Genomic DNA, 15,097 nt, shown 5'->3' with positions numbered 1-15,097 from the left:
GCTTCGTACAGTTCGCGTTATTGCTGGCGGCTTGCATCGGTCCGATGCTCGCGGCCTACGGCCAAGGTGTCGCGGGAAGAACCTCGCAGGCGCCGCTCGACGGCCAGCTGTCCATCCAGGTCAACGATGATCGCTTGACGCTCACCGTCGCCAAGGCGCCGCAGGTTTATCTCTACGGTGTTATCGATGCGGACGCTCCCCACCGCGTTGGGGCACTGATCGACTCGCGGAAGATTCCGCCTGGCTCGGACATCTATCTGAACTCGCAGGGCGGCGACCTTGCTGCCGGCATTGCCCTGGGCCGGCTGTTTCGTGCGGGCTCGATGACGACGCATCTGGGTGTGCCGAGGCTCAAGCATCGTTCGCCGACTACACCCAAGGCGGCCGTGTGCGTGGGCGCCTGTGCCTATGCGTATCTCGGCGGACTCTATCGCTGGGCGCCATCCGGTAACGATCGCATCGGGCTGAACGCGTTTGTCGTCACAGATCCGCCCGCGAATGAGACCGGCAAGACGCAGCCGGCATCGGGTGACATCCTTTCCTACTTGAAGGACATGGGCATCAATCCTGCTCCATTCACGCCAGCACCTACGACATCGCCCGCAACATCGCATGACGACATCGTATGGCTGAGCTCAGACCAGCTGCTTGCCACGGGACTGGCGAACAACGGTTATCTCATGCTCAGAGCGACCTACGAGTCGTCGTCCGGAGTGCCTAGCCTGGTTCTCAGCCAAATCGTTCGCGGTGGCGTCAACAAGATCACACTGCAATGCCGTCCCAATGGTCAGACGCTCACGGCGTACTACACGATCGGTGCCAGTCGCGCGAGACAGATCGTGGCGCACGGAACCTATCCGCATTTCGAGGTCGATCAACAGGAAGTTCTGCCGCGACAACTCGAAACGATCGATGCCGTCGACGACGCCCTGGTTATCAGTCGCCCTTACACCCTGGCGCAACTTGAGCAGCTGCTCGCTGCGCATACCCTGGGGGCATGGGTTAGCGATACAAGAAACGCCCTGCGCTACGGCTTTGTCGTTGGATTCGGGTCAGTCATCAAAGGCACCATCAGAACCTACTACACGCAATGTGCGCAGACATCGCAGTCGCTGAATGCTCAACAGCGCTAACACGCACGGGTAGCGTTTACGACAGCGACCTGCGTATCAGTAATGCAGGATGGCATCGATCAAAGCGACAACCTGGTAGTCGCGTTTGCCCCTGTCAAAAGCGGCTTCGTCATACGAGTGGTCATAGCGCAGTTCGGGGCGAATCTCGAGATCTTGGGATACCCAGTGCGTGAGTCCAAGCGTGTGCTCGCTGTAGCGCGTGGCGTAGCCCGTGCGCTGCCCTTTCTCGTCGTTGTAGAACTCATTGCGGAAGGACAGCATGTTGTTCGTGTCCAGCTCGAAGTTCAGATAATTGACGATGCCAAACTCGCCAGCCGTGCCCGGAAAAGGTGAAGATCCGGCCATCCCCGGCGCGCCACCCGGACCATAGCCGGGGATGCCGCGAGCGTACATCTCATACGCTTCGGTAAGCATGTGGAAGCGCTGGCTGAAACGATGGCCCCATGTCGCCACATACATTTGCAGGTTGTCGTAGTTGTAGTTGTCGCCATTCACGCTGTTGATGCATGGGTACAGCATGTCGTTGTTGCTGGACGACACCCAGCGAACGCAAGCCTGAAACGTGGGTCGCGCGCTGCGATTCCAGACCGCAGTGTCGTCGCTACCGTGCAGTCCGACTTGCACGGTCCATTGCGCGTTGAGGCGTGTGGTCGTCAACACACCCATTTGGGTATATGGATCGGCGGTGTAAAGGATGGAATGCGTTACCAGGTAGTTGTTCGGAGAAAACTGCGCCTCGATATCCGGCAACGATAGCCAACGGCCGAACCGGATCACCATGCCCTCGGCAACCCAAGGTACGTAAAGGTCCGCGTAGAACAACATGGGATCGATGCCATAGATGTGGCCCGGAAGTTGCGTATTCGGCACCGAGTTGTTCAGTAGTTGGTTGCTGAACACTCCCTTCATCGTGGTGAAGTGATAGTCGTAACCGTATAGCGTGGAAACGTTGAAGCCCCAATCGACATGATCGGTTTGTACGGTGTCCACGATCCGCTGAATATTGAAGACCACTTGATTGAACTCGACGCGGTTCGGACGCACCTGGTACGAAAGCGGAAAGTTGGTGAAATTGGAGCTGCTGATATTTCCCGCCACGTTCACCCATCCGAAAGCCTCGATGCGATGTTTCTGCATCCATTGCCCAAGCGCCGTGCATCCCACGGCTTTTTCCAAGGGATACTGCGAATTCTCATCCGGTGCGCCAATGGGAAAGCTGGCTCCGCCCAGTTGCCACTCGGCCGATGGGAAGGCGGGCGAATCCAAGGGTGCACTCATGCCTCTTCGCGCTGGGGCGGGGCTATTCGGATCAGGTGGTTGTGCATCTTCACGATACGCGGCACCGAGGCGCTTGAAGATGCTTTGCGCACAATGGGCGCTTTGCAAAGGCGCGGGCGTTCCCTGCGCAGCATCGGCAGCGGCCGGAACGAATCCGGATATCCCGGTCAAGCCCATCAGTGACACGATTAGCATCGCGCAACGCATCGTCGCCTCCGTCCGCCGCATACGCTGTTGACGTTCACGGCGACGATGCTACCGCGATAAGAGTGTCAGTTTGATTTTTTAATACGTAGCGAGCCCTGCTGAAACTGCCGCGTTCATGGCGGTATTGAGGGTCGCCGCCACCATCTGGGCAAGTTCGATATAGGTGGTTGCTCGCGGATGGCGCTCGCGTTTGGAAGCATTCGCGAGAAGGTCCTCCGTGCCCCGGCGTGCGTAGAGACACGCCCTGGGTGCATCGAGAAACGCATGCATTTCTACGTAGATCTGTTCGGGGGTGTCGGTGAGCATCGCCGGCCCAATCAGGATGATCAGGGCGCGACTGCCATTGCGGCGCAGTTGGCGCATGGATTGCTCAAGTTCCACGCTGATCGTGTGATCGTCAGGCAAATCCAGATCGCGCAACAAAACCGCCTCGATATCGGCGGCGGCCTTGCGCGCCTCCATTTCAATCCTGCCCAGAAAGCCCATACGCAGGTCCTGCCGGGTATAGCGCAGTGGCATGGTAGAGACTTGGGTGTCGTCCTTGCGGACGATCCAGGAATGGTTGACGCGCTCGAAGCTGATGCCTGCTTCCTCGTAGCTCTGCTTACAGTTCTCGGCACTGATGCTGGCGTGCGCCGCCCAGGCAGCTTTGAGATAAGCGAGGTTTGGCCGAGTGCTGATCATGCAGGTCCCCGGGCAGTGGCCGCCATGGCTAGGCGATCCTGAATTCACCGTTGGGCCTCGGGATGGCAAGGTCCAACAGGGTTATCGGCAGGTATCGGAAAAACTTAAGTCATACGGCAATTTGTGCCAGTTTTGGTACGATTCCTGTCGCTTTTGGTCTGTGAAGCGATGCATGATGTACGCCCCTTGGCCGTCCATAACGGCCCGTACCCTTCAAGGATGAACGATGAAAACAATTGGCCTTATCGGCGGCATGAGCTGGGAATCCACCGTTCCCTACTACCGTCTTATCAACGAGGCGGTCAAGGCGCGCCTGGGTGGTCTGCATTCGGCAAAGATCGTTCTGTACAGCGTCGATTTCCATGAGATCGAGCAACTGCAACGCATCGGCGACTGGGAAACGTCCGGCCATATATTGGCGGAGGCCGCGCGCAAGCTTGAATCGGCCGGTGCCGATTTATTGGTTTTGTGCACCAACACGATGCACAAAGTGGCTCCGGCGATCGAAGCTGCCGTGCACATTCCGTTGCTGCACGTCGTGGATGCCACCGCTGCGGAAATTGCGTCCGCAGGATTCGACACCGTCGGCCTGCTGGGAACCCGGTTCACCATGGAGCAGGCGTTCTATGCCGATCGCCTGCGACAGCATGGGTTGACGGTGCTGACGCCGGAACCGCACGCCCGCGAAACCGTCCATCGCGTGATCTATGAGGAATTGTGCCTGGGGAAAATCCTTGACGACTCGCGTGAGGCGTACCGACGCGTGATGGCCGATCTCATCGCTCGCGGCGCACAGGCCATCATTCTGGGTTGTACCGAAATCGCGTTGTTGGTCGATCAACGCGATTCGGCGGTTCCGCTTTTCGACACCACCAGCATTCATGCCCGTAAAGCGGCGGAAATAGCGCTGCTCACCGCGGATACTTAGCGGCAGAGCGTTTCCTGTGGCATAAATCAAGGGACGGTCATACGCTAAGGTTAGCGGGTGACGCGATTGCATAGCCCGCATCGCTGACGTCAGGGTGGTTCAGTAAACAGGGGACAATCATGAAAGGATGGAGTACATGCCTTGGCGGCGTGTTGCTGTTGGCGTGCAACGTCGTCATTGCTGCGGATGTTCAAAAAGGTGTTCTTGCGGCCAAAGAGGGTAATTACGCCGTTGCCGTGGCGGAATTCACGCCGCTGGCCGAGCGCGGAAACAAAGTTGCGCAATATGACCTCGGTTTGATGTACGCCCAAGGTCACGGCGTGCCACAGGACGCAGCACAGGCTGCGCATTGGTTCGGTCTTGCGGCAGCGCAAGGGGATGCCAACGCGCAGACCCGACTCGGCTTTATCTACGCGCATGGTGAAGGCGTGCCCCGCGACTTTGCTCAGGCCGCCCTTTGGTACGGCAAGGCTGCTGCGCAGGGCAATACCGTTGCGCAGAACAACCTGGGCTTGATGTATGAAACCGGCCAGGGCGTGCCGAAGGACTATAACCAGGCTCTCAGCCTGTTTGGCAACGCAGCGGAGAAGGGCGACTCGACGGCGCAAGCCAACCTCGGGCAGATGTATCAAAACGGTTTGGGCGTGCCGCAGGATTATGGCCAGGCCCTGCGCTGGTACAACCAGGCGGTGGCGAAGGGCAGCACTAAAGCACAAACCAATCTTGGCGTGATGTATGCCAACGGCAATGGCGTGCCAAAGGATCCGGTGAAAGCGGCCGACTTGTATCGCGAAGCGGCCGCGCAAGGCGACGCATGGGCGCAGTACAACCTTGGGAGGGCCTACGACCAAGGCATCGGAGTACAGCAGAATTACGCGGAAGCGGTGACCTTGTATCGCGAATCCGCCAATCAAGGGAACGCCAACGCGCAAAACAACTTAGGTGCCATGTACAACCATGGCCATGGTGTGGCACAGGACTTCGGCGAGTCAGTGCAGTGGTATCGCAAGGCCGCCGACCAGGGTAATGCCAGCGCAGAATCTAATCTGGGCGAGATGTACGACATGGGCTACGGCGTACCACAAGACTACGCTCAAGCTCTCTCGTGGTTCCAAAAGGCCGCGGACCAGAATGACTCCGGCGCTCAGGTCAACTTGGGCACGATGTATAGCAAGGGCCGCGGTGTGCCGCAGAGCTATGCCGATGCCTTTGCGTGGTACAACAAATCCGCGGCGCAGGGGAATGCTCAGGCGCAGGCCAATCTTGGCACCATGTACCTCAATGGCGAAGGCAGATCCAAAGACTATGCCCAAGCCATCGAGTGGTTCCAAAAAAGCGCCGATCAAGGTAACGCCACCGCGCAGACCAATCTTGGGATGATGTATGTCAAAGGCCTGAGCGTGCCGCGGGATTACGCGCGCGCCATCGCGTTGTTTCGCTTAGGTGCCGAGCAGGAAAATCCAACGGCGCAATTCAATCTCGGCCTGATGTATGCAAACGGGCTGGGTGTGACTAAAGACCTCGTCGTTACCTACGCGTTATGCGTGCATTCGACGAACGTCGTGAGCCTCTCGTCTGCGCTAAGCGACGCGACTGTCGCTAACCGGAACAAATTGATCGCCCAGGTTTCGCGGCAGCTGACGCCGAAACAGATGGGCGATGTGCAGTTGTTGCTGCAGGACATGCAGCGTCTCGGTGTGGTGGAGGCGTTGCAGGCCCGCTAACGCGTTGCCCTGGCTTGCTGCAGCTATCTAGGGCCCGTCGTCCCGCGCTGGTCGGGACGACGGGAGATGCCTTCGATCAACCATGAACGCCGGTGTGCTGCGAGTATATCGCATGCCACTGACCATCAATGTAGACGAAGACATCCGATGACTTGACGCCGTTTTGCGGACCAAGTGCCGGATCGTAGAAAGACACAATCGCCGTGTTGCCATGAATGACCACGGCGCTGCCAAACGGGTGTTCTTTTTGGTAGGTGGCAAACTCGAGCTTCGCTTTGGCGATATCGGTGCCCTTGCGCTTTGCCGCGCCCGCGACGATGGCCGCCTTCGAGTGCGCCGTGCCGTCAGTGTTCACTGAGCGGTATTCGGGAAGCAGCATCTTGTTCAGATAGTCCATGTCGCCGGTCAATTCGGCGATGCTCCAGTGATTGTCGACGGCCATCACACCCGCTTCGGACAATTGAGTTTCGTCGGCCGATGCGGACATCGATTCTTGCGCATGCAGGTCAATGGATTGCGGAAGGAAAACAGCATAAGCCAGTAGCGCAGCGGCTACGGTGGCACCGAACAACGAACGGCGATAATCGAGAGCGGCCATGGCGCATTCCTGTTGGAAAAGATGATGTATGCCCATGGTGGGCTACACACACGGAGGAGACATGTACTTTGTGATGAACGTCTGCGGCCTGGGGTAAGCGGTAGGATCGGGAGGGTTAGCGGTAACCCCATCTAGAGCCGCGAAACGATCGCGAGTTTCGACAAGACGTAGTGGTGGGAATTGACACTTCCCAATGGGAGGTAGAGTCCGCACACTACGGCCACTACGCACATGCCGTCATGCCAGCTTTCGCCAGCATGACGGACAACGACGAGGCGAGAGAGGAATGACCGAACTTGCTCGCACACACAACCTGAAAGTAGTCAGTCTTGCGTTTGGCTTCTGGACGATGCTCGCGTTCTCGTACGCGGCAAGTACGGTACTGGGGTCGATCAGCGAAGGGCATCCGGTTTCGTGGTACCGCGCGCTGTCTTGGAACCTGATCGATTTCTATCTCTGGATGCTCTTGACGCCGCTGGTCGCTTGGCTGGGGCGCATGGGTTCGCAGGATTGGCGGCGGTTCTGGATGCTGCATGTTCCGTGCAGCATCGGGGTCGCTACTCTGCAGAGCCTGGTCATGCTGCAGTTTTTTTTCTGGTGGTGCGGCCCTAATCCGAAAGGTCATGTCTACTCTTTCACCGATCTGCTTCACACAGAAGCGATCTACAAATTTCATTTGGCGTTACTTACCTACTGGCTCATGCTAGTGGTGTTGCGCGGTATGGCCTCGCGCAACTCGCTGAAGGACGAACGCCTCCGCAATTCTCAGCTCGAGACCAAGCTCGCGCTGTCGCAACTGCAGGTGCTGCGCATGCAATTGCAGCCCCATTTTCTATTCAATACGCTCAATGCCATTTCGGCGCTGGTGCTGGCCGATCCGCCGCAGGCGAAGCTGATGATTGCGCGGCTGAGCGACTTTCTCCGGCTGACCCTCGAAGAACGCCATGCTCAGCAAGTGCCTTTGTCGCGAGAGATGCAATTCCTCGAATCCTATCTGGGTATCCAGAAGGTGCGGTTTCAGGATCGCCTCGTGACCCATGTGGATATGGGTAACACTGGCAACGCCATGGTGCCCAGTCTAATTTTGCAGCCGCTGGTGGAAAACGCATTGCGCCACGGCTTGCTGACCAAGACCGATGGCGGTGAGTTGCATATTTTTGCGCGACATATCGACGGGGATCTGCATCTGAGCGTGGAGGACGACGGACTCGGCTTGCCGGAAAACGGGCCTATCGAGGGTGTCGGCCTGAGCAATACCCGAGCCCGGTTGCGGGCTATGTTCGGCGATGCCGCAACGATGGATCTTTCGCGCAGATCCAATGGTGGCACGCGCGTGGAGTTGCGCTTTCCATATGTCGAGTGCAGCCCATGACGACGCCAAAGATCCGCGCGTTGCTGGTCGACGACGAGATTCTGGCGCGTGTAGCGGTGCGGCAGGCGCTGGCGTCGCACACGGATATCGATGTGGTCGGCGAGTGCGGAAACGTCCAGGAAGTGATGCAGGCGATGGCCGCGTTGGCGCCCGATTTGTTGTTTCTCGATATCCAGATGCCAGGAGGCGACGGTTTCACTTTGCTACGCGATGGCCACGCGCCCGAACCTTTGCCGATGGTGGTGTTCACCACCGCATTCGCGGAGCACGCCCTGGAGGCTTTCGACGCCAACGCCATCGACTACGTGCTGAAACCGATCGACCAGGTGCGTTTCGATCAGGCTATGGACCGGGTCCGGAAGCATTGGTATGGGCTGCAGATCGATCGCCGGCATGCGTCGGCCGATGGTCATGGAAGCTACGCGAAGCGTATCAGCGTACAGGCGGCCGAACGGAGCATGGTGATACCCGTGGCGGATATCGATTGGATTCGCGCCGATGACAACTATGTGCGCATCCATGTCGGCAGCAACACGTATCTGCATCGCGAGACCCTGCGGCATCTGTACGAGTCGCTGGATCCGAATCATTTTTTGCGTATTCATCGAAGCATCGTGGTGAACATGGATCGTATTCGCGAAGTTCATACGATGTTCCACGGTCACGCGGAGGTCGTTCTCCATGACGGTACGCGCCTCGATCTGAGTCGCCGATTCCGGAATGCTGCGCGTGTCGCCCTCGGGCTTCGTTGACCGCTCGCCTCGCTCCCTAGACCGCTAACCCCCGTCATCGGCCGGCCATCACAAAAGCGATGCGGCTTTGCTGCCGCCACGGCAGGGTATGAGTGGCGCCGTCACGTTCCCGATGGCGGATGGGTCACCCAGGAGCGACCAGCCCATGCTCGGTTATTACTTCCAGCTTGCTCTGCACAGCTTCAGGCGAAGTCCGGGACTGACTGCGCTGATGGTGCTGATCATGGGGGTGGGCGTGGCTGCGTCGATGACGACGTACGCGGTGTTCCGCGCCGTATCGGGCGATCCGCTGCCGGATAAGTCGGCGCAACTGTTCGTTCCGCAAATCGACAATCTGGGCCCGCAGAATGGTTCGACCCGCAACCATCTGCCCGACGCCCTGACCTATAGGGATGCCATGGCCTTGATGCGCGCCCGTGTAGGGAAACGCCAGACAGCCATCTATCCGGTGGTCGACAATGTGGTGCCGCAGGATGGTGCGCATCGGGCTTTCACGGCGAATGGTTACGCCGCCTACGCGGATTTCTTTCCGATGTTCGAGGCGCGCTTTGCATACGGCGGTAGCTGGAACGATAGCGACGATCAGCAACGCGCCAATGTGATCATCATCGGCAGCCAACTCAATCAGAAACTGTTTAGCGGTGCGAACAGTGTCGGTCGCATGCTCGATCTAAATGGTCATGACTATCGCATCGTCGGTGTCATCGATGACTGGAACCCACAGCCGCGGTTCTATGACGTCAACAATGGTTCTGGTTTTGCCGACACGCCCGATTTCTACTTGCCTTTTACGCGTGCGGTGGACCTGCACATGGATACCAATGGCAATAACAGCTGTTCCGGTTCGTCCAAACCGATGGCGCCCGGTTGGGACGGGTGGCTGCAATCGGAGTGCGTGTGGGTGTCGCTATGGGTCGAGTTGCCGGACGCGGCGGCGGTGCAGCGTTATAGCGAGTTCCTCAGTGGTTACGCGGCACAACAACAGAGCAGTGGCAGGTTTCATTGGGTTAGCCATGTGGGGTTGTTCGATTTGACGGATTGGCTGGATCACGAAGGCGTGGTGCCCCCGGAAGCCAAAGTCTCCTTACTGGTGGCGGCAGGCTTCTTGCTGGTGTGTCTGGTCAATACGATCGGCTTGTTGCTGGCCAAGATCATGCGTCGTGCGGGAGAGATTGGCGTACGTCGTGCGCTGGGGGCATCGCGCGGCGCGATCTATCGGCAGTTCATCGCCGAGGCGGTGATGGTGGGTGTGGCTGGCGGCGTGCTCGGCTTGGCGCTCACGGCGGCGGGCGTGCTCAGCACGGATCTCCTGTTCGAGCCGGAGATAGCAAGGCTCGCCCATACCAATGTCAGTCTGATCGGGTTGACATTGCTGGTATCGATTTTTGCGACGGTCGTTGCCGCGATTTATCCAGCGTGGCGCGCCGCGCGCGTGCAGCCTTCGTGGCAGCTGAAATCACAGTGAGGCGAAGTTCATGCAGATAAAGCCTATCCTGCGCGCACTCTGGCATCACAAGGCCGGGACGGTGTTGATCGTGCTGCAGATCGCACTGACGTTGGCGATCGTATGCAACTCACTGTTCATCATCCATCAGCGCGTGGTGCGGTTGTCGCGACCGAGCGGCGTAGATGAAGACCATGTACTGATGATCCAGAATCAATGGATCGGTAGTCCGACGCCGCAGCAGGCGCGGGCATTGATGTCTTCCGATCTGGAAACGTTGCGGCGTACGCCAGGTGTGGCGGACGTATTTGCCAGCAATGCGTACCCGCTGGGCAGCGGCGGTTGGTCGAAGGGTGTGCGCTATACGATGGATCAGAAAAGCGCGACGTCTCCGACCGCGATTTATTTCGCCGATGAGCACGCCCTATCTACTCTCGGCCTCACACTTGTCGCTGGGCGCAATTTTCGCAGCGAAGAAGTCGGGCAGATGGCTGCACGCGACAGCTTGATGCCGAAGGTGATCATCATCACCAAGGCGTTGGCTGACAAACTTTTTCCTGGCGATTCGGCCGTGGGAAAAACGATATGCATCGGCAACGCACCGCCGAGCACGATTATCGGTGTGGTCGACCGCCTGCAAACATGGATCGGTAGTTTTTCCGATGCGTGGGTCGAACGTTCCACCCTGGTGCCTTTTCGATTACTTATGAGTGGTACGACTTATCTGGTGCGTGCGCGGCCAGGCGAGCTGACCGAGGTGGCGCAAGCCGCACCGAAAGCGTTGTTTGCCGCCAATCCGCTACGTGTGATCGGACCTAAGGATGTGCAGACCTTCAGCCAGATACGCGCTGCCGCTTACCGTAGCGACCGCGGCATGGCGATTCTCATGGGCGTGATTTGCTTGGTGCTGCTGGCGACCACGGCGGCCGGCATCGTGGGATTGACCAGTTTCTGGGTCAGCCAGCGTAGAAAGCATATCGGTGTACGCCGCGCATTGGGCGCGACGCGTGGCGATATTCTCGGCTACTTTTGTACGGAGAATCTGCTGATCAGTTTCGGTGGCGTTATGGTTGGCGCCGTGCTGGCAGTGGGGCTGAACCTGCTGCTGGTCGATCGATTCGAAATGGAAAGATTGTCGCTGGCGTACGTGGTGGTGGGTACAGTGGCTTTGTTGTTACTTGGCCAATCAGCGGTGTTTGTGCCGGCGCTGCGTGCGTCCCGTTTGTCGCCGGCGGAGGTGACCCGCTCGGTGTAACGACACGTTGAGCTAATGCCTGCCGAGGTGCAGCGCTTCGGCAACGCGCGTGGCTATCGCATACGTATCGCCAACCGGACGATCGGAGTAGTGCTGTGTGCCACGGTTCCACGCGTCGCCGAGGGCGAACCAATCGATGGGCTTGGCGGGGAGGCCCGTACGCAGTTCATCGCCGAGCGCACGGAAGTAGGTCTGCCATCGCAAGCGGTAATAATCGTGAGTCAGGCCGGCCCAATCCTTGTTGCCGTAATCGTGCAGGTCGGCACTTTCGCTGGCTTTGCGGTCGCCCCAGGTGGTGAGGATGGAGCGGGCGTCATAGTCGAGTCGTGCGCGTTCCTCGGGTATCGACGCCCAGGGCTGGACCTGCGCAAGCCATGCGCCAAGGAGGAAGTCGCGGTTGCTGTTGAGCAACTGGTCTTGCAAGTCCATCAGCTGTAGCCAGCGCCGAGTCAACGTTTCGAAGCGTTGACGATCCTTGTTGTCGTAGGCGGTCTTGATTTGCGGCAGCAACAGCCGGCTTTCGTTGGCCAGCGTCTGGCGCGCGATGTCCGCCAGGTCGTACTGATAGGTCGCGCTGCTGCGTAGTGCAGGTGCTACTTGCAGCAGGTCTGGCAGGGCTTGCTTGAAAGCTTCGGCGCTGTAGCGCATGGCCTCGGGCGACCAGTTCGATGCGCGGTTTACGGCGAGGCTGGGCTGCGCATCGAACAGGGATTCCTGCGCCGCATCGCGTTCGCTGTTGAAAACCACACTGTCGACACGAATGTCGTATGCCGTATTCAGCAATACGTTCCAGGCTGCCAGTGCGCGCGGGTCGGCCGCGCCGTAACGGCGCTTCACATAGTCGGCGGTCCACTGTGCGATATCGACGGGCTCGTGGCGCCAGGCCATTTCCGTGAACAGATCGAAGGCATAGGGATTGGTATCCATCCCCTCGGTAAACAATGCGGTGCCGGACATATTGTCGTTGGTGCGTCCCAGTCGCTGCAGCCGCTCCGTGACGTTGCCGATATTGGCACCCAGTGTCGTGCGGCCACCGAATTCCCAGATGCCGCCGAACAAGAAAGGTGCGTGCTGGAAATCTTTCTGGCGATCGTCGCGCGGCACGCGATCGTGGTCGATATCGATGATCAACAGATGCTGGCGATCGACGCCGCTAAGCAGGTCTTGCCGCGGATTGCCTTGCCAGGCGAGCATCATCCAACGCGCGTCGTGATGCGCGGTCAGCAATGCGTTCTGCACATCGCGAGCGGCTTCGGGAACGGGTACGTCGCCGGAATCGCCGCCTTCCTGAAACACTTCCATATCGTAGATGCTGCTGTCGCCGAACAGTTCGTGTTGATGCCTGTAAAAGGCCGCCGCCAGCTTCGCGAACATCGGGTCGCGCGGATCGAGCCAGCCGGGGCGGGTGAAGCCTGCCCATTCGCCCTGCGGCACGACATGGGCATGCGGGAACTTGTTCTGGAAATCGGCCGGTACGATGCCATAGAAGCCGGGCAGCACGGGCGTGATGCCGAGTTCGCGCAGGCGCGCAACGATCTGTTGCGCCGAGGCGACACGCTTTTGCATCAACGTGGTGCTGATCGGTCCGTTGAAGCAGCACATATTGCCCATCAGTTGCCAGTTCTGGTGCGCGGGCTGAGTGATCCAGCGACGAATCTCGCCATCCGAATAACCGACATCGCGGAAGGTTCGGTACAGCACGGTATCCATGCCGCGTTCGACGATCATGGCGTTGATGCCCGACAGCGCCAGTACGTCGATCTCTCGCTGCCAGCGTGGCCAATCCCAATAAGCCGCGGTGTAGCCGTCGACGTTCTGGTTCAAGGCATAGCGATAGGCGTACGGAGTTTCCTTCTCGATAACGGCGGTGGGCAGAGGAAAAGTGCGTGTGCCCAGACGGTCGCCGTTGGGCGAGATTTGCACGTGTGCCACGTACTTCAGATACCAGTTCACCCCGAAGAGCAGGGCGCTGGGTGTACTGCCCTCGACCTTGATATGGCCACTATCGTTTGAAATGCGAAAGCGCTCATGACCATCCGCGCTGTCGAAGGCGGCAAGTTCGAACTGTGAAGCCTGCCGTGGCATGAGCCGTTGGAGGACATCGCGTTCGGGACGGACATCGAAGGGCGGCGAAGTCGCGCCAAACGTCGCGCCACCTGGCAGAAACCCTCCGATGCCAGCAAACAGCAGGAGCAGGACATACGGACGCATGCGATATCATCCTCGGACGCCAGGCGACTCGACCACCACCGGTCGTTCATGCCCGATCTGGCCGATCATCGCATGGCCTGCTACAGAATAACGGCGGTATCCCCGGTCACCGTGACCATGGGCAGTGGATTCTTTGCCAACGATTGGCCTAATCTGCGCCGGTTGCCGCTTCGTCCAACAACCTGAGCGAGTACGTCATGAAATTTCTGGTCATGATCTATAACGACGACACGCTGCTCGATGCGTTGCCGCCCGGTCAGTACGACGCGATGATGAGTGGCTGCTTCAAGCATGCCGATGAGCTGCGTGCGGATGGGCATCTGCTCGATTACATGCAGCTGGAACCACCTTCTCAGACCAAAACGGTACGGGTGCGCAATCAACGCACGACCATCATCGATGGCCCGTTTGCGGAAACGCGCGAGTACCTCGGCGGCTTCAATCTGATCGAGGCAGCGGATATGGATGAGGCGCTGCGCATTGCCCAGACATTTCCGTGGGCGGCGACCGGCTGCATCGAAGTGCGGCCGGTGCACGATATCAATGCGGAGCGGCAGCGCGTCGGGGCGTAGGTTGGGGTGAGCACGGCGAACCCCAACGTGGCCGGACGAGTCACGTAGACTGCTTCTCCTCTTCGTCCAGCGGCAGCACTTCGTCGAAGATGCTGTAGTCGATGACGTTGACGCCGTTTTCATCCCGCCGCACCAGGTCGATGTAGCGATGATTCCATCGCACGTCCTTGATGCCCCATTGATGACGGGCCAGCATCGATTGCGACGTGGTTTCGTCGGTACCTTCGATGGTTATCAGCAGGGCTGATTCACTGGCCTCCAGGCTCTCGGGTGTGGCGCCCCAGAGCGGGCTTTGCTCGTCGATCACGTGCATCAGGGCCCAGCTCAGCATGAATATGGGATGTTGGTCGCGCACCAGCTTCATATCTTCGATACGGCGCAGCTGGAACCCCTCTGGCGTGGAGTGGATGCGTAGCAGGTGAAGTTGCGCCGACGCTTGCGCGATCAGGTTCAGGCGCATATTGGCGGCACGAATCATCAGCGTCTGCTTGCCGTCGAGCATGCGCACGACGGGGTGCTTGCCGAAAATGATCTTGGCGCGCGGACGTGAGAAACGCGCAAAGATCAGTCCGGTGATCACGGCGATGTTGCCCATGCCGATGATGATTTCCGCCGTCGCCACGATATGGGTGTAAATGGACTGCGGATGCATGTCCCCGTAACCCACGGTGGCGAGCGTTTCCACGCTGAAGAAAAACGCTCCAGCGAACCCCTTCGGATACTGATTGGCAATGCCGTGCGGATCGATCTGGTAGATCATCGCGAACACGGCGTTGAACATCAGGAACACGCTGCTGGCAATGCCGAAAAAGGCGGGCCAGGTTATGGTGAGGGCGCGATGGTAGAAGTCATCCCAGACGCGTTCCCGCAACCCTTCAGACACGAAGGATCGCCCGCCGATTTGTACGATGCGCGGCCGTCGCCCCAGCAAAGAAATTC

13 protein-coding genes are annotated in these 15,097 nt (G+C 59.0%); 8 read left to right on the top strand and 5 right to left on the bottom strand.

All coding sequences use genetic code 11. The features are described from left to right. Positions 1–44 precede the first annotated feature (44 nt). Positions 45–1,133, top strand: a complete 1,089-nt coding sequence (locus QQL64_RS15065) for a hypothetical protein (protein WP_284401140.1) — start codon at positions 45–47, stop codon at positions 1,131–1,133. Positions 1,134–1,169: 36 nt separating this feature from the next. Here the strand turns inward: QQL64_RS15065 and QQL64_RS15060 are convergent, their stop codons facing one another. After that, on the bottom strand, positions 1,170–2,411 hold the full coding sequence (locus QQL64_RS15060; protein ID WP_284401137.1) for an outer membrane beta-barrel protein: 1,242 nt from the start codon (positions 2,409–2,411) through the stop codon (positions 1,170–1,172). 285 nt (positions 2,412–2,696) lie between these two features. Continuing rightward, a complete protein-coding gene (locus QQL64_RS15055; protein ID WP_284401136.1) occupies positions 2,697–3,302 on the bottom strand; it encodes a hypothetical protein in 606 nt (201 codons plus the stop codon). Between the two features lie 226 nt (positions 3,303–3,528). On the opposite strand from QQL64_RS15055, the gene QQL64_RS15050 reads away from it, so the two are divergent. Both QQL64_RS15050 and QQL64_RS15045 read left to right on the top strand, forming a co-directional pair. Beyond that, positions 3,529–4,230, top strand: coding sequence for an aspartate/glutamate racemase family protein (locus tag QQL64_RS15050; RefSeq protein WP_284401134.1), 702 nt, complete (start codon positions 3,529–3,531; stop codon positions 4,228–4,230). Between the two features lie 119 nt (positions 4,231–4,349). Next, positions 4,350–5,954 carry a tetratricopeptide repeat protein gene (locus QQL64_RS15045; RefSeq protein ID WP_284401132.1) on the top strand — a complete coding sequence of 535 codons (1,605 nt, stop codon included), beginning with the start codon at positions 4,350–4,352 and terminating at the stop codon, positions 5,952–5,954. Between the two features lie 76 nt (positions 5,955–6,030). Here QQL64_RS15045 and QQL64_RS15040 read toward each other — a convergent pair whose 3' ends face one another. After that, positions 6,031–6,552: a nuclear transport factor 2 family protein gene (locus QQL64_RS15040; protein WP_284401130.1), complete on the bottom strand. Its 522-nt coding sequence runs from the start codon at positions 6,550–6,552 to the stop codon at positions 6,031–6,033. A 286-nt stretch (positions 6,553–6,838) separates the two neighbouring features. On the opposite strand from QQL64_RS15040, the gene QQL64_RS15035 reads away from it, so the two are divergent. The 4 genes from QQL64_RS15035 (at position 6,839) to QQL64_RS15020 (ending at position 11,375) form a co-directional block, all read left to right on the top strand. Then, positions 6,839–7,924, top strand: a complete 1,086-nt coding sequence (locus tag QQL64_RS15035; RefSeq protein ID WP_284401129.1) for a sensor histidine kinase — start codon at positions 6,839–6,841, stop codon at positions 7,922–7,924. Beyond that, positions 7,921–8,676, top strand: a complete 756-nt coding sequence (locus tag QQL64_RS15030) for a LytR/AlgR family response regulator transcription factor (protein WP_284401127.1) — start codon at positions 7,921–7,923, stop codon at positions 8,674–8,676. The genes QQL64_RS15035 and QQL64_RS15030 overlap by 4 nt, the downstream gene beginning before the upstream one ends. Before the next feature lie 145 nt (positions 8,677–8,821). Continuing rightward, complete coding sequence (locus QQL64_RS15025; protein WP_284401126.1) at positions 8,822–10,141, top strand: ABC transporter permease; 1,320 nt, start codon at positions 8,822–8,824, stop codon at positions 10,139–10,141. Positions 10,142–10,151: 10 nt separating this feature from the next. Continuing rightward, on the top strand, positions 10,152–11,375 hold the full coding sequence (locus tag QQL64_RS15020) for an ABC transporter permease (protein ID WP_284401125.1): 1,224 nt from the start codon (positions 10,152–10,154) through the stop codon (positions 11,373–11,375). A 12-nt stretch (positions 11,376–11,387) separates the two neighbouring features. Here the strand turns inward: QQL64_RS15020 and QQL64_RS15015 are convergent, their stop codons facing one another. Next, on the bottom strand, positions 11,388–13,586 hold the full coding sequence (locus QQL64_RS15015; protein ID WP_284401123.1) for an alpha-N-acetylglucosaminidase: 2,199 nt from the start codon (positions 13,584–13,586) through the stop codon (positions 11,388–11,390). 197 nt (positions 13,587–13,783) lie between these two features. Here QQL64_RS15015 and QQL64_RS15010 point away from each other — a divergent pair, with 197 nt between their 5' ends. Beyond that, positions 13,784–14,158 (top strand): YciI family protein, encoded by a 375-nt coding sequence (locus tag QQL64_RS15010; RefSeq protein ID WP_284401121.1) that lies wholly within the window; start codon positions 13,784–13,786, stop codon positions 14,156–14,158. Between the two features lie 40 nt (positions 14,159–14,198). Here QQL64_RS15010 and QQL64_RS15005 read toward each other — a convergent pair whose 3' ends face one another. Beyond that, positions 14,199–15,041: an ion channel gene (locus QQL64_RS15005; protein ID WP_284401119.1), complete on the bottom strand. Its 843-nt coding sequence runs from the start codon at positions 15,039–15,041 to the stop codon at positions 14,199–14,201. Between the last annotated feature and the right edge of the window lie 56 nt (positions 15,042–15,097).

It is taken from the genome of Dyella lipolytica, assembly GCF_030160075.1.
GTDB classification, from domain to species: Bacteria; Pseudomonadota; Gammaproteobacteria; order Xanthomonadales; family Rhodanobacteraceae; genus Dyella_B; species Dyella_B lipolytica.
This window is presented reverse-complemented; position numbering and strand designations above follow the sequence as displayed.

Coding starts and splice junctions, on each gene's coding strand:
- QQL64_RS15020 (WP_284401125.1), top strand. CDS start 10,152: ATGCAGATAAAGCCTATCCTGCGCGCACTCTGGCATCACAAGGCCGGG.
- QQL64_RS15060 (WP_284401137.1), bottom strand. CDS start 2,411: ATGAGTGCACCCTTGGATTCGCCCGCCTTCCCATCGGCCGAGTGGCAA.
- QQL64_RS15050 (WP_284401134.1), top strand. CDS start 3,529: ATGAAAACAATTGGCCTTATCGGCGGCATGAGCTGGGAATCCACCGTT.
- QQL64_RS15015 (WP_284401123.1), bottom strand. CDS start 13,586: ATGCGTCCGTATGTCCTGCTCCTGCTGTTTGCTGGCATCGGAGGGTTT.
- QQL64_RS15055 (WP_284401136.1), bottom strand. CDS start 3,302: ATGATCAGCACTCGGCCAAACCTCGCTTATCTCAAAGCTGCCTGGGCG.
- QQL64_RS15030 (WP_284401127.1), top strand. CDS start 7,921: ATGACGACGCCAAAGATCCGCGCGTTGCTGGTCGACGACGAGATTCTG.
- QQL64_RS15035 (WP_284401129.1), top strand. CDS start 6,839: ATGACCGAACTTGCTCGCACACACAACCTGAAAGTAGTCAGTCTTGCG.
- QQL64_RS15025 (WP_284401126.1), top strand. CDS start 8,822: ATGCTCGGTTATTACTTCCAGCTTGCTCTGCACAGCTTCAGGCGAAGT.
- QQL64_RS15065 (WP_284401140.1), top strand. CDS start 45: ATGCTCGCGGCCTACGGCCAAGGTGTCGCGGGAAGAACCTCGCAGGCG.
- QQL64_RS15045 (WP_284401132.1), top strand. CDS start 4,350: ATGAAAGGATGGAGTACATGCCTTGGCGGCGTGTTGCTGTTGGCGTGC.
- QQL64_RS15040 (WP_284401130.1), bottom strand. CDS start 6,552: ATGGCCGCTCTCGATTATCGCCGTTCGTTGTTCGGTGCCACCGTAGCC.
- QQL64_RS15010 (WP_284401121.1), top strand. CDS start 13,784: ATGAAATTTCTGGTCATGATCTATAACGACGACACGCTGCTCGATGCG.